The following is a 15556-nucleotide window of genomic DNA, read 5'->3' on the forward strand; positions in this document are numbered from 1 at the left end:
GTACGGTCGCCTCCGCCACCGGCGCACCCCCGATTGCCACCGAGTCAGCGGGCGTCGAAGGAGGCCTTTCCCGGGCCGGACTCCATGAAGGAGGTCATGCCGGTGACGCGGTCTTCGGTGGCGAACACGCCGGCGAACTGGCTGGCCTCGATGGCCAGGCCGGTGTCGAGGTCCGTCTCGAGCCCGCGGTCGATAGCCTCCTTGGCTGCTCGGAGGGCGTAGGCCGGGCCGCCCACGAAGCGCCGGGCCCGGGCCTGCGCCGCGGCATACACCTGCTCCGGATCGACCACCTCGTCCACGAGCCCGATGCGCAGCGCCTCGTCCGCCTCGACCATCCGGCCGGTGAAGATGAGGTCCTTGGCCCGAGCGGGGCCGACCAGCCGCGGCAGACGCTGGGTACCCCCGGCTCCAGGGATCACGCCGAGCAGCACCTCGGGCTGACCCAGGCGGGCGTCCGAGGCCGCGACGCGAAAGTCACAGCACAGGGCGAGCTCGCACCCGGCGCCCAGCGCGTAGCCGGTCACGGCCGCGATGGTCGGCTTCGGGATCCGGGCCACGGCGCGGAAGCACTCCTGGATGACAGCCGCGCGGTCCACCATCTGCGGGTAGGTCATCCTCTGCATCTCGGTGATGTCCGCACCGGCCGCGAACACCGTGTCGCCGCCGTAGACCACGACCGCCGCGACCTCGGACGCGGGCAGGCTCGAGAGCTCCCGGGCGGCCTGACCGATCTGGTCCTGCACGGCCGTCGACAACGCGTTCATCGGCGGACGGTCGATCCGCAGTGTGGCGACGCCGTCTCTGGCCTCCCAGCCGACCAAGCTCTCGGACATCTCAGCCACGGTCCTGCGTCTCCGGCTCGGCCTCGGCGGAAGCTGCTTCGTCCTGTTCGTCGGCCGCGGCACGCTCGACCTGCTCCTGCGGGGCCGACCCGCCGGAGCGGACGGCAGCCTCCGAGAGCCACGGCTGCGGCTCCGGTCGCGGCTGGCCCTCCTCCTCCGACTCGGCGGGGGGTTGGGTGCCGGACTTGGCGATGACGTTCTTGTGCCAGAGCGCGACCGCCTGCACCAGCAGGCCCACCGCGATCGTGACCTTGGCCTTCGGGTTCTCCCTCTTCGCGATGACCTGCTCCACGGTGAGCACCAGGTTGCCGCCGGCGATGCCCGCCTTGACGAGGTTCATCCCCAGGGTCACGTCGTTGCAGGCGTTGAGCCGGGTCTGCAGGTCGCTCGGCACCCGGTCGGAGATCGCCCACTGACCGAAGACGCGCATGATGTCGAACTTCTCGCTGTCCAGACACCGCACGAACATCTTGTGCTCCGCCGCCGTGAAGCCGACGTCACCCTCACCGTCCAGGTCGGGGCCGAACTCCAGCTCCTGCAAGGCGTCCAGCACGCGCCCGCGCAGAGGAGGCGTCGGTGCAGGCGGGGGGAAACTCGGCACGGCGGTGGGGTCGGTCATGCCCCCAACGTACCGACTCCGCGGGGCGGACCTAGGGTGTCGCCCGTGACGCACGCCGTTCGACCCCTCCACGCATCCCGCGACACCCCTCCCGCCCTGGGGGTGAGGCTGAACGCCACCGGCGCCCAGGTGGCGGTATGGGCCCGGCACGCCGAGGCGGTGGACCTGTGCTTGTTCGACCCGGACGCCTCGCCGGACAGCGAGCGGCGCGTGCCACTGACCCGGTCGGCCCACGGCATCTGGTGGGACCAGGTGCCGTGCGTCCACCCCGGGCAGCGCTACGGCTTCCGGGTGCACGGCGCGTGGGACCCTCACCGCGGTCACCGGCACAACCCGGCCAAGCTGTTGTTGGACCCCTACGCCCGGGCCCTCGAAGGAGAGGTGCACTGGGCACCGGAGATCTACGGCCACCGGGTCGACGCGAGCTGGCACGGCCCGGGCGACGTCCGAGACGACCGTGACAGCGCGGCGTGGATGCCTCGCGCGGTGATGGTCGACGGGGCTTTCGACTGGGCCGGGGACACGGCCCCGGGCGTGCCCTGGAGCGAGACGGTGATCTACGAGGCGCACGTCGTGGGCCTCACCAAGTGCCACCCCGAGGTCCCGGAGCACCTTCGGGGCACCTACGCGGCACTCGGTCACCCCGCCGTCATCGAGCATCTGCGCTCGATCGGCGTGACCGCGGTGGAGCTGCTCCCGATCCATGCCTCCACCGACGAGCCGCACCTGCGGCGTCGCGGTCTGCGCAACTACTGGGGCTACAACACCCTGGGGTTCTTCGCACCCCAGGCCCGCTACGCCGCCGCGAAGGACCCGGAGGGTGTGGTGCGCGAGCTGAAGACCGCGGTGAAGGCTCTCCATGCCGCGGGGATCGAGGTGCTGCTCGACGTCGTCTACAACCACACCTGCGAGCAGTCCGCCGAGCACGGCGCGACCCTGAGCTGGCGCGGCCTGGACAACCGCACCTACTACCGGCTGGACGAGCGCGGCCGCGACATCGACGTCACCGGATGTGGCAACACCGTGGACACCCGGGAGCCGATCGTGACGCGCATGGTGTTGGACTCGCTGCGCTACTGGGTCGAGGAGTTCCACGTCGACGGCTTCCGCTTCGACCTCGCCCCCGCCCTCGCCCGCGGTCGCGACCACGAGTTCGACCCCGACCACGCACTGCACGTGGCGATGCGCAGCGACCCCGTGCTCGCCGAGGTCAAGCTGGTCGCAGAGCCGTGGGACGTCGGCGTGCACGGCTGGCGCAGCGGCCAGTTCCCGCCGCCGTTCGCCGAGTGGAACGACCGCTTCCGCGACACCGTCCGCACCTTCTGGGGCCCCGACCTCGCGCGCGACCGGGACGGGCACGGCGGCCACGGCGTCCGCGACCTCGCCACGCGGATCGCCGGCTCTCGCGACGCCTTCGCGGCCGGCGACCGCGGCCCCATCGCGTCGGTGAACTTCATCACCTCCCACGACGGGTTCACGCTGGCCGACCTCACGGCCTACGAGAGCAAGCACAACCAGGCCAACGGCGAGCGCAACCGAGACGGACACGGTGACAACCGCACGTGGAACCACGGCCACGAAGGGCCGAGCGAGGACCGGTCGGTTCTGGCCTCACGGCGCGCTGCGATGCACGGCCTGATGGCCACCCTGCTCCTCTCCCCCGGCGTGCCGATGATCACCGCGGGTGACGAGCTCGGCCGCAGCCAGGGCGGGAACAACAACGCCTACTGCCAGGACAACGAGATCTCGTGGCTCAGCTGGCACCTCGCGCCGTGGCAGCGGGAGCTGCTGGGTCAGGTGGGCGAGCTGGCCGCGCTGCGCGCGGAGTATGCGGTGCTGCGACCGAGCCGGTTCCCGACCTTCGAACCCGTCCCCGGGCACGTGCGGCTGCGCTGGTTCGACGAGCGGGGGGAGACGATGACCGAGGCCCAATGGGTCGACCCGCACCGCCGCTGCGTGCAGGCGCTCTTCGACACCGAGCACGACGGCTCGCCGGATCCCGCGGTGCTGCTGGCGATCGACGCCCGCGCCCACCCCACGCCCATGCGGCTGCCCGGCGTCGGGCCCGCCGAGTGGGCGCGACGGGTCGGGCTCGACCTGTCCGCCACCCTCGACTGAGCCCGGGGTCGCGCGCCCGGGCCGAGGGCGGGCACACCTCGGGGGCCAGACCTACGGCGTGGACACCATGCCCAGCTCGGCGGTGGTGCTCAGCTGGGCATGCACGGGCAGCACCCGCACCGTCCAGCCGACCGGACCGGTCCGCCCCAGCACCAGCTCGGCGCTGAAGCGGTGCCGCCCGCCCTCATAGGCCTCGGCGTGCTGCAGCAGCGAGGTCTCCACCTCTTTGAGCTCATCGCTGCGGCTGACCCGACCCAGCACCATCTGCACCGCGACCTGCTCCGGGGCGAGGCTGCCCAGACTCACCCAGGCATCCACCCGTACCACGTCGCCGACCTGAGGGGTGTCGGAGACACCGTCGGCGTCCACATGGTCGACGCTGACCTCGGGCCACGCCTGCCGGACCTGGCGGACGTACCCGGCGAGGTCGCGAGCGCCCTCGAACCCCTCGGCGCCCACGGCCCAGCCCGCGCGCGCGGCCGGGACGTAGAGCTGCTGGGTGTAGTCCGCCACCATGCGGTCGGCCAGCACCTTGGGCCCCAGTGTGGTGAGCGTGTGGTCGATCATGTCCAGCCACCGGTGCGGGATCCCGTCGGATCCCCGGTCGTAGAAGGTGGGCACCACGGACTGCTCCAACAGGTCGTAGAGAGCGGCGGCCTCCAGGTCGTCCCGACGCTCGGGGTCCTGGACCCCGTCAGCCGTCGGGATGGCCCAGCCGTTCCGGCCGTCGAACCACTCGTCCCACCACCCGTCGAGGATGGACAAGTTGAGCGCCCCGTTGAGCGCGGCCTTCATCCCGGAGGTGCCACACGCCTCGAAGGGGCGCAGCGGGTTGTTCAGCCACACGTCGCATCCCGGATAGAGCCGCCGGGCCATCGCGATGTCGTAGTTCGGCAGGAAGACGATCCGGGAGCGGACCTCCGGGTCGTCGGTGAAGCGCACCATCTCCTGGATCAACGCCTTGCCGGTGTCGTCGGCCGGATGCGACTTGCCGGCGATCACCACCTGCACCGGGCGTTGCGGGTCCAGGAGCAGCTTCTTCAGCCGCTCGGGGTCGCGCAGCATGAGGGTGAGCCGCTTGTACGTGGCGCCGCGTCGGGCGAAGCCGATGGTCAGCGCGTCCGGGTCGAGCACGTCATCGACCCAGCCCAGCTCGGCCGAGGTGGAGCCGCGGCCCTTCATCGAGCTGCGCAGCCGGGACTGGGCGTCGGCCACGAGCTGCTCGCGCAGCCCGCGCTTGAGCGCCCAGAAGCGCTCCCGCGGGAGCTCGGCCGCGCGGTGCCACATCTGCCCGGTCTGCAGGGCCTGCGGGCCGAGGACGTCCTCGGCCAGCTCGACGAGCCTGGGGTCCACCCAGGTGGCGGCGTGCACACCGTTGGTGATGGAGCCGATCGGCACCTCGCTCACGTCGAAGCCCGGCCACAGTCCTTGGAACATGCCCCGGCTCACCGCCCCGTGCAGCACCGAGACGCCGTTCGCCCGCTGGGCCAGGCGCATCCCCATGACCGCCATATTGAACATGCCCGGCACGCCGCCGTCGTACGTCTCGGCTCCGAGGGTCAGCAGGTCCTCGGCCGGCACCCCGGGCAGCTCGGCCGAACCGCTGAAGTGGGCGCGGATCGCGTCCGCGCCGAACCGGTCGATCCCCGCGGGCACCGGGGTATGCGTGGTGAAGACGGTCGCCGCACGCGCGGCGCGCACTGCCTCGTCGAAGGCCAGGCCCTCGCTGCTGACCAGCTCGCTGATGCGCTCGACGCCGAGGAACCCGGCGTGCCCCTCGTTGGTGTGGTACACGTCCGGAGCCGGGGCGCCGGTGATCCGGCTCCAGGCGCGCAGCGCCCGCACGCCTCCGATCCCGAGCAGCATCTCCTGCTCCAGCCGCTGGTCACCACCCCCTCCGTAGAGGCGGTTGGTGAGGTCTCGACGGGCAGCGTCGTTGGTCTCCACGTCGGAGTCCAGCAGCAGCAGCGGGACGCGACCCACGCTGGCCTTCCAGACGTGAGCGTGCAGGTGTGAACCGCCGGGCATCGCGAGCTCGATGACCACGGCCGACCCGTCCTGCTCGCGCAACAGCGACAGCGGCAGGTCGTCGGGGTCGAGCAGCGGGTAGCTCTCCTGCTGCCACCCGTCGGCGTTCAGGCGCTGCCGGAAGTACCCACTCTTGTAGAACAGACCCACCCCGACGATCGGGACCCCCAGGTCGGAGGCGCTCTTGAGGTGGTCACCGGCCAGAATGCCGAGACCGCCGGAATACTGTGGCAGGGCCTCGGTGATACCGAACTCGGGCGAGAAGTAGCCGATGGCGGCCGGGAACGGCTCGGCTGAGGCCTGCGCCTGCTCCTGGTACCAGCGGGGTTCGGTGAGGTAGTCGCGAAGGCCGGCCGCGACGTCGCTCAGGCGCTCGGCGAACGAGGTGCTCTGTGCCAACGCGTCCAGGTCCTGTGGCGTGAGGCGGCTGAGCAAGGCCACCGGGTCGCGCTTGACCGTCTTCCACAGCTTGGGGTCGATGCTGGCGAAGAGCTCCTGGGTCGGGCGGTCCCAGCACCACCGCAGGTTCTGGGCCAGGCCGCTCAGCGCGGCGAGGGAGTCGGGCAGGACGGTGCGCACGTGCATCCGGCGAATCGCTTTCACGCTGGCACACCCTAGGGCACGTCAGCCGGCGGTCGATCCCCCGCACCGGTCCAGAGCAGATGCCGATGTCAAGGGTGCCCTGGATGACCGGGAGCCGGTAGCGTCTCACCCGTGACGTCACCAAGCTCTGATGACCCGATCGACCGTGACCTTCTCGCGACCGTGGGCCAGGTGCCCATCGACCGCATTCCGGTTCAGGACGTCGCCCCCGCCGTGGACGGCGGGGACCGGCCCACCAAGTCGGTGGTCGGCGAGCTGTTCACCGTGAGCGCCACCGTGTTCCGCGAGGGTCACGACGCGGTCAACGCCACCGTGGTGCTCACCGACCCGGACGGCGCGGAGCACCCCGTGGGGATGAGGTGCCTGAACGAAGGACTCAACCACTGGGCCACGCCGGTCTTCGCCGACCGGGAGGGCCGATGGAGCTACCGGGTCGAGGGCTGGTCCGATCCGTACTCGACGTGGCGGCACAACGCGCAGATCAAGGTCGAGGCCGACGTCGACGTCGAGCTGATGCTGGAGGAGGGAGCGCGCCTGCTGGAGCGGGCCCGCGACGAGGTCGAGCGCAGTGACGACGACACCCAGCACCTCAGCGACTCGATCGCGGCGCTGCGGGACGACAGCCGTCCCAAGGAGGCCCGTCTGGCCGCCGGTGCGGGACGGGCCACCGCCGACGTGCTGACCCGGGACCCGCTGCGCGACATGGTCAGCCCGTCCCGCGAGTACGTCTGGTGGGTGGAGCGCCAGCGCGCCCTGAACGGCGCCTGGTACGAGATCTTCCCTCGCTCCGAGGGCGCCGAGCAGGACCCGAAGACCGGCCTGTGGACCTCCGGCACCTTTGCCACCGCGGCCGATCGGCTGCCGGCCATCGCCCATATGGGGTTCGACGTGGTCTACCTCACGCCTGTTCACCCCATCGGCGAGACGAACCGGAAGGGGCCGAACAACTCGCTGGAGGCCGGCGAGCACGACCCGGGATCGCCGTACGCCATCGGGTCGGCCGACGGCGGCCAGGACGCGATCCATCCCGACCTCGGTGACTTCGACGACTTCGACGCCTTCGTGGACCGGGCACGCGAGGAGGGCCTCGAGGTGGCTCTGGACATCGCGCTGTCCGCCTCGCCGGACCACCCCTGGGTGGAGCAGTACCCGGAGCTGTTCACCACCCAGGCCGACGGCACCATCGCCTACGCGGAGAACCCGCCCAAGAAGTACCAGGACATCTACCCGCTCAACTTCGACAACGACCCGAAGCTGGCCTACTCCGAGATGCGCCGGGTGATGCAGGTATGGCTCGACCACGGCATCCGCATCTTCCGTGTCGACAACCCGCACACCAAGCCGGTCGAGTTCTGGCAGTGGCTGATCGCCGACATCGGCCAGGACTACCCCGACGTGATCTGGCTCGCCGAGGCGTTCACCAAACCGGCCATGATGCACACCTTGGCCAAGGTGGGCTTCCAGCAGTCCTACACCTACTACGCCTGGCGGAACACGGCCGCCGACCTGCGCGAGTACCTCACCGAGCTCTCCGGGGACGCAGCGGCCTACATGCGCCCCTCCTTCTGGCCCACGACGCACGACATCCTCACCCCGTACATGCAGTACGGCGGCCCCACCGCTTTCAAGCTGAGGGCGGCGCTGGCCGCGACGCTGGTGCCGACCTACGGCATCTACGCGGGCTACGAGCACTGCGAGCACGTCGCCCGCCCGGGCGCCGAGGAGCAGATCGACAACGAGAAGTACGAGTACAAGAACCGCCGGTGGGACCTGGACGCCGGACACGGCGGAACCGGGGAGGCCCAGGGCCGGCCGAACCTCGGGCCGTACCTGAAGCTTCTCAACGAGGCCCGCAAGAACCACCCCTGCCTGCACTGGCTGCGCAACATCACTTTCCACAGCGCCGACGACGAGAACGTCCTGGTCTACTCCAAGACCGGGGGCGGGGCGCACGACGGCTCGGACACGGACACGGTGATCGCCGTGGTCAACCTCGACCCGCACTCGATGCGCGAGACCATGGTCAACCTGGCGATGCCGGCCCTCGGCCTGGACTGGCACGACGGCTTCGTCGCCCACGACCTCATCACCGGGGAGCAGTGGAACTGGGGCAGCCGCAACTACGTACGTCTCGGCGTGGGGGGAGAGCCCGCCCACCTGATCCACGTACGGCGGTTCTGAGCCCATGGTGCGTGGGCTCAACCTGTACCAACCTGGGCTGCGGAACGATCCGGACTGGTATCGCAAGGCCGTCTTCTACGAGGTGCTCGTCCGGGCCTTCGACGACTCCACCGGGACCGGGTCCGGCGACTTCAGCGGCCTGATCGGACGCCTCGACTACCTGCAGTGGCTCGGCATCGACTGTCTGTGGATCCCGCCGTTCTACGCCTCACCGCTGCGGGACGGCGGCTACGACGTGGCCGACTACACCGCCGTCCTACCGGAGTTCGGCACCCTGCTCGACTTCCAGGAGCTCATCTCCGCGGCGCATGCGCGTGGCATCCGCATCATCACCGACCTGGTGATGAACCACACGAGCGACCAGCATCCCTGGTTCCAGGCCTCGCGCAGCGAGCCCGAAGGACCCTACGGCGACTTCTACGTGTGGTCCGACACCGACGACCGGTACGCCGACGCGCGGATCATCTTCGTGGACACCGAAGTCTCGAACTGGACCTTCGACGCGGTGCGACGGCAGTTCTTCTGGCACCGCTTCTTCTCCCACCAACCGGACCTGAACTTCGAGAACCCCGCGGTGCAGGACGCGATGTTCGACGTCGTCCGCTTCTGGCTGGGCATGGGTATCGACGGCTTCCGGCTCGACGCCGTGCCGTACCTGTTCGAGGAGGAGGGCACCAACTGCGAGAACCTCCCCGGCACCCACGCCTTCCTGGCGGCGCTGCGGGCCATGGTCGACGCCGAGTATCCGGGCCGGGTGCTGCTGGCCGAGGCCAACCAGATGCCGCACGAGGTGGTGGACTACTACGGCACTCCGGAAGCGCCCGAGTGCCACATGTGCTTCCACTTCCCCGTGATGCCGCGGCTGTACTACGCGCTGCGGGAGGAGAAGGCCGAGCCGATCATCCGGGTGATGCAGGAGACGCCGGACATCCCGCCCGGAACGCAGTGGGGCACCTTCCTACGCAACCACGACGAGCTGACCTTGGAGATGGTCTCCACCGAGGAGCGCTCGGCCATGTACGGCTGGTACGCCCCCGACCCCCGGATGCGCGCCAACATCGGCATCCGCCGCCGGCTCGCCCCCCTGGTGGACAACTCTCGTAGCGAGATCGAGCTGATCAACGCCCTGCTGCTGTGCCTGCCGGGCTCGCCGTGCCTGTACTACGGCGACGAGATCGGGATGGGGGACAACATCTGGCTGGAGGACCGGGACGCGGTGCGGACACCCATGCAGTGGACGCCGGACCGCAACGCCGGATTCTCCACCTCCGACCCGGGCAAGCTGTACTCCCCGGTGGTCTCCTCGCTGGTCTACCACTACAACAGCGTCAACGTCGAAGCCCAGATGGCCTCGGGGAGCTCGCTGCTGCACTGGATGCGCGGCATGCTCTCGGTCCGCGCCGCCAACGAGGTGTTCGGCACCGGCGCTTTCGTGCTCTGCGAGGCGGACAACGACGCGGTGCTCGCCTTCGTGCGGATCCTGCCCCCCGGCGACCCCAAGTCCCGGGAGGGCTACCAGGCCGTGCTGTGCGTGCACAACCTGTCCTCGCGCCCGCAGGCGGCGGTAGTCACGACCCCGGACCGGCTGCGCGCAGTGTTGACCTACGACCTCTTCGGCGGCATCGGCTTCCCCAACGTCAGCGCCGAGGGCACCATCCACCTGACCTTCGGCTCCCGTGACTTCTTCTGGCTGGGACTCGAGGCCGACGAAGAGGTGCCCGATGCCTGAAGCGCCGGAGGTGCCCCCCCTGCCGGAGCTTCTCGGCGAGCTGTTGAGCGAGTGGGTCCCGACCCAGCGCTGGTACGCGGGCAAGGGCAGGCGGCCCCAGCTGCGCGAGCTCGGCGCGCTGACCCTGGCCCGCGGGGGGCAGGCTGGGCAGGCCGAGGCGGCGCCGGCGGTGCGCACGCACCTGCTGCTGGACGAGTCGTCCACACCGCCGACGCTGTACCAGGTGCCGCTCACCTACCGGCAGCACGCTCGTCCGGACCTGCTGGACGCCCTGATCACCAGCACGGAGGGCCAGCACGTCTACGACGGTCCGCACGACCCGGCCTACGCCCAGGTGGTGCTCGACCTCATCACCGGGCAGCAGTCGGTCTCCGGTAGCGACGAGGACGGCTCGCTCGTTGTCGAGGGCCACCACGCCGCCTCCGGCCAGGGGCCCGCCGAGGTGGAGCGGGCTGCCGTCCTCACCGGAGAGCAGTCGAACACCTCGATCATCGTGCAGGCCCGGGGTCTGGACGATGCGGAGCACGAGTACGCCCCGGCGCGATGCATCGTCAAGGTCTTCCGCATCCTGCACGACGGAGCCAACCCCGACGTGGTCGTGCAGAGCGCCCTGGCGCGGGCGGGCTCACCGCATGTGCCGCCCCCGGTAGGACACCTCGAGGGCTCCTGGACCGGGGCGGAAGGCGCAGCGCAGTCCGGCCATCTGGTCTTCGCCCAGGAGTTCCTTCCCGGAGTGCAGGACGCCTGGCGCACCGCGTTGGGGGCAGCGCAGAGTGACATCGACTTCACCGACCGCGCCCGGGCCCTGGGCGAGGTGACGGCGCAGGTACACGCCCTGCTGCGCTCCGAGCTCGGGCAGGAGCCGGCCACACCGGAACGCAAGGACGAGCTGCTGGAGCAGTGGCGCTCGCGAAGCGCGGAGGCGCTGCTCGAGATGCCCGAGCTGCAGCAGCACGAAGCGGGCATCGCCGCGGCCTTCGAGGCGGCGGCGGAGCAGCCGTGGCCGAGCATGCAGCGCATCCACGGGGACTACCACCTCGGTCAGGTCCTCGACGTGCCCGACCGGGGCTGGGTGCTGCTGGACTTCGAGGGTGAGCCGCTGCGCCCGCTGGCCCAGCGAGCCGTGCCGGACCTGACACTGCGAGACCTGGCGGGCATGCTGCGCTCGTTCGACTACGTCTCCGGCGCCGTCGGCGGTGGCGAACACCTCGACTCAGGCCAGTGGGCCGCCCGCGTGCAGGAGGCGTTCCTGGACGGCTACGCCGCCGCCGCCGGGTCCGACCCTCGAGAGCACCGGGCCCTGCTGGCCGCCCTGGAGCTGGACAAGGCGCTCTACGAGGTGGTCTACGAGTCGCGCAACCGGCCGCGATGGGTCACGATCCCCGCGACCGCGGTCAACCGGCTGCTGCGGGGACAGCCCCACCTGCCGCCCGATCACGACCGTCCACCCCCATCGCCCCGTCCGGACCAGCCCAGCCACGCCCACCAGGAGACCACGGTGAACACGAGAAGCGGACCCGAAGCCAAGCCCTTGCCCGCGGAGGAGGTGGAGCAGCTCCTCAACGGTGAGCACGGCAACCCGCACTCGCTGCTCGGTGCGCACCCGCACGACGGTGGGGTGACGGTCCGGGCGATGCGGCCGCTGGCGGAGTCGGTGGTACTGCTCCTGCCCGGCGAGGAGCGCAAGACCATGGAGCACGAGTCCCATGGCATCTTCACGGTCGTGCTGGACACCGAGGAGGTCAGCGACTATCGCCTCGAGGTGACCTGGAGCGACGGCCTCACCCACACCCAGGACGACCCCTACCGCTTCCTGCCCACGGTGGGCCAGACGGACCAGCACCTCATCAACGAGGGCCGGCACGAGCAGCTGTGGAAGGTGCTCGGCGCGCAGGTCCGCCGCTACGACGGCCCGATGGGCGAGGTGGTGGGCACCTCGTTCGCCGTGTGGGCGCCGAACGCCCGCAGCGTGCACCTCGTCGGCGACTTCAACCAGTGGGACAGCTCGACCCTGCCGATGCGGGGCTTGGCCAGCTCGGGCATCTGGGAGCTCTTCGTCCCTGCCGCCGAGGTGGGCAGCCGGTACAAGTTCGACATCACCGGGCCCGACGGCACCCGCACGATGAAGGCGGACCCGCTGGCCCGCGCCGCGGAGGAGCCGCCGGCGTCGGCCTCGATCGTGACCGAGTCGCAGTACGAGTGGGGGGACGCCGAGTGGGTGAAGCGCCGGGACTCCACCCCGGCCGTTTCGGCACCCATGAGCACCTACGAGGTGCACCTGGGCTCCTGGCGCCCCGGGCTGGGCTACCGCGAGCTCGCCACCGAGCTCGTCGAGTACGTCAGCCAGATGGGCTTCACCCACGTCGAGCTGATGCCCGTGATGCAGCACCCCTACGCCCCGAGCTGGGGCTACCACGTGACCGGCTACTTCGCCGCCGACTCTCGGCTCGGCAGCCCGGATGACCTCAAGCACCTCATCGACGCGCTGCACCAGGCCGGCATCGGCGTCATCCTCGACTGGGTCCCGGGGCACTTCGCGACCGACCCCTGGGCGTTGGCGCGCTTCGACGGCACGTCGATCTATGAGCACCCCGACCCCCGGAAGGGCTGGCACGAGGAGTGGGGCTCGTTCGTGTTCGACTTCGGCCGCCCCCAGGTCCGCAACTTCCTGGTCGCCAACGCGGTCTTCTGGCTGGAGGAGTTCCACGCCGACGGCCTGAGGGTGGACGGGGTCGCCTCCATCCTCTACCTCGACTACGGGCGTGAGGACGGAGAGTGGATCCCGAACGAGCAGGGCGGCAACGAGAACCTCGACGCGGTGCGCCTGTTGCAGGAGGCGAACGCCACGGCGTACCGGCTGCATCCCGGCGTGGTCATCATCGCCGAGGAGTCCACGTCCTGGCCGGGCGTGACCCGGCCCACGGACGCGGACGGCCTGGGCTTCGGGTTCAAGTGGAACATGGGCTGGATGAACGACTCGCTGGACTACATGTCCAAGGAGCCGGTCTACCGGCAGTACCACCACCACCAGCTGACCTTCTCCCTCGTGTACGCCTTCTCAGAGAACTTCGTGCTCCCCATCAGCCACGACGAGGTGGTGCACGGCAAGGGCTCCCTGCTGCGCAAGATGCCCGGCGACCGCTGGAAACAGCTGGCCAATGTCCGGGCCTTCCTGTCCTTCATGTGGTCCCACCCGGGCAAGCAGCTGCTGTTCATGGGCAACGAGTTCGCCCAGGAGGCCGAGTGGGCCGACGGTCGCGGGCTGGACTGGTGGACACTGGACCAGCCGGACCACCGGGGCGTGGCAGACCTCGTGCGTGACCTCAACACGACGTACACGGCCCACCCGGCGCTGTGGCAGCTCGACCACACCGAAGAGGGCTTCCAGTGGCTGGATGCCGACAACGCCGAGGGCAACACCTACGCCTACCTGCGCCGCGGAAACCCGGACGACTCCGGTGAACGACCCGTGCTCGTGGTGGCCGTGAACTTCGGCGACGGCGACCGCCGCGTGCGTCTCGGTCTGCCGCAGGGCGGCGAGTGGCGTGAGGTGCTCAACACCGATGCGGAGACCTACGGCGGCTCCGGCGTCGGCAACATGGGGCGCGTGACGGCGCAGGACCAGCCCCACCAAGGCCAGGACTACAGCGCCGAGGTGACCGTCCCGCCGCTCGGGGCGATCTGGCTGGTCCCCGACGCACCCGAATCCCAGAACGAGACCCAGGACACGTCAAGCCAGGCGGCAGGCACCGACACGACCACGAAGGAACAGTGATGGCCAACCACGAGAACGCCGGCCAGCAGGCACGCGACGAAGACCTCATCGACGTGGCCCACGTGGTCACCGCGTACTACGCACAGACACCCGACCCCGACGACGTCGCCCAGCAGGTCTCCTTCGGCACCTCCGGGCACCGCGGCAGCTCACTGGACACCGCGTTCAACGAGGACCACATCCTCGCCACGACACAGGCGATCTGCGACTACCGGCGCGAGCAGGGCATCGGCGGGCCGCTGTTCCTCGGACGGGACACCCATGCTCTGTCCGAACCGGCGTGGACGACCGCCCTGGAGGTGCTGGCCGCCAACGAGGTGACCACGCTCGTGGACTCCGACGGGGGCTACACGCCGACGCCGGCGGTCTCTCGAGCCATCCTGGTCGCCAACGCCGAGCGCAGCGGGAAGGACGTCGCCGACGGCATCGTCGTCACGCCGTCGCACAACCCGCCGCGGGACGGCGGGTTCAAGTACAACCCACCGAACGGTGGGCCGGCAGACTCCGATGCCACCGGCTGGATCGCCGACCGCGCCAACGACCTGCTCCGGGCAGACCTCGACGGTGTCCACCGCATCAGCGCAGACCGGGCCAAGGCCGGTGACCTGGTGCAGTCCTACGACTTCATGGGCCGCTACGTGGCGGACCTCCCACGGGTGCTCGACCTGGACGCCATCCGTGAGGCCGGCCTGCGGATCGGTGCCGACCCGCTCGGCGGCGCGGCCGTGGAGTACTGGCAGGCCATCGCCGACACCTACGACCTCGACCTCAAGGTGGTCAACCCACTCGTTGACGCGACCTGGCGGTTCATGACGCTGGACGGTGACGGCAAGATCCGGATGGACTGCTCCTCACCCCACGCGATGGCCTCCCTGATCAAGGCGAAGAACGACTTCGCGATCAGTACCGGCAACGACGCCGACGCCGACCGGCACGGCATCGTCACGCCCGACGGCGGGTTGATGAACCCCAACCACTTCCTCGCCGTGGCCATCGACTACCTCTACGGGGGCGCTCGCCCGCAGTGGGGCGACCAGGTGGCGATCGGCAAGACGCTCGTCTCCTCCAGCATGATCGACCGCGTCGCCGACGGCCTGGGCCGCAAGCTCGTCGAGGTGCCGGTGGGCTTCAAGTTCTTCGTCGACGGCCTGCTCGAGGGCACGATCGGGTTCGGTGGCGAAGAGTCAGCGGGCGCCTCGTTCCTGTGCCACGACGCGTCGGTCTGGACCACGGACAAGGACGGGATCATCCTGGCCCTGCTGGCCTCGGAGATCCTCGCCACGACCGGCTCCACCCCCTCGGAGCGCTACCGGGAGCTCACCTCGACGTACGGCGACCCCGCCTACGCCCGCATCGACGCGCCCGCCGACCGGGAGGCCAAGGCCAAGCTGAAGGAGCTGTCCGCCGACTCGATCACGGCCACCGAGGTCGCTGGGGAGAGCATCACCCAGGTGCTGACCGAGGCTCCCGGCAACGGCGAGGCGATCGGCGGGATCAAGGTGCTGACCGAGAACGCCTGGTTCGCCGCGCGGCCGTCGGGCACCGAGGACGTCTACAAGATCTACGCCGAGTCCTTCCAGGGCCCCGAGCACCTCGAGCGGGTCCAGCAGGACGCCCAGAAGGTGGTGGACGACGCCCTGGGCACCTCGTCCGGCTAGCCC

General features: G+C 70.2%; 8 protein-coding genes. 5 read left to right on the top strand and 3 right to left on the bottom strand.

Features of this window, described 5'->3' with window-relative positions; genetic code table 11:
• Positions 1-44 precede the first annotated feature (44 nt).
• The gene (locus VJ976_RS08725; protein ID WP_324099816.1) at positions 45-833 is read right to left on the bottom strand and encodes an enoyl-CoA hydratase/isomerase family protein; all 789 of its coding nucleotides are present in this window, start codon (positions 831-833) and stop codon (positions 45-47) included.
• A 1-nt stretch (position 834) separates the two neighbouring features.
• Complete coding sequence (locus tag VJ976_RS08730; RefSeq protein WP_324099817.1) at positions 835-1461, bottom strand: hypothetical protein; 627 nt, start codon at positions 1459-1461, stop codon at positions 835-837.
• A 45-nt stretch (positions 1462-1506) separates the two neighbouring features.
• Between VJ976_RS08730 and glgX the strand changes: the two genes are divergently transcribed.
• Complete coding sequence (glgX, locus tag VJ976_RS08735; RefSeq protein ID WP_324099818.1) at positions 1507-3579, top strand: glycogen debranching protein GlgX; 2073 nt, start codon at positions 1507-1509, stop codon at positions 3577-3579.
• A gap of 51 nt (positions 3580-3630) precedes the next feature.
• On the opposite strand, the gene glgP is transcribed toward glgX, so the two are convergent.
• Entirely contained in the window at positions 3631-6210 is a 2580-nt protein-coding gene (gene glgP, locus VJ976_RS08740; RefSeq protein WP_324099819.1) for an alpha-glucan family phosphorylase, read from the bottom strand.
• A gap of 111 nt (positions 6211-6321) precedes the next feature.
• Here glgP and VJ976_RS08745 point away from each other — a divergent pair, with 111 nt between their 5' ends.
• The 4 genes from VJ976_RS08745 to pgm are packed head-to-tail and all read left to right on the top strand — an operon-like array spanning position 6322 to position 15553.
• A complete protein-coding gene (locus VJ976_RS08745; RefSeq protein WP_324099820.1) occupies positions 6322-8391 on the top strand; it encodes a maltotransferase domain-containing protein in 2070 nt (689 codons plus the stop codon).
• A gap of 4 nt (positions 8392-8395) precedes the next feature.
• Positions 8396-10120, top strand: a complete 1725-nt coding sequence (gene treS, locus VJ976_RS08750; RefSeq protein ID WP_324099821.1) for a maltose alpha-D-glucosyltransferase — start codon at positions 8396-8398, stop codon at positions 10118-10120.
• Positions 10113-13895, top strand: coding sequence for a 1,4-alpha-glucan branching protein GlgB (gene glgB / locus VJ976_RS08755; RefSeq protein WP_324099822.1), 3783 nt, complete (start codon positions 10113-10115; stop codon positions 13893-13895). Before treS ends, glgB begins: the two co-directional genes overlap by 8 nt.
• Positions 13895-15553 (top strand): phosphoglucomutase (alpha-D-glucose-1,6-bisphosphate-dependent), encoded by a 1659-nt coding sequence (gene pgm / locus VJ976_RS08760; RefSeq protein WP_324099823.1) that lies wholly within the window; start codon positions 13895-13897, stop codon positions 15551-15553. The genes glgB and pgm overlap by 1 nt, the downstream gene beginning before the upstream one ends.
• The last annotated feature ends 3 nt before the right edge of the window (positions 15554-15556 follow it).

The organism is Ornithinimicrobium sp. (genome assembly GCF_035267225.1).
In the GTDB taxonomy this organism is placed as follows: domain Bacteria; phylum Actinomycetota; class Actinomycetes; order Actinomycetales; family Dermatophilaceae; genus Ornithinicoccus.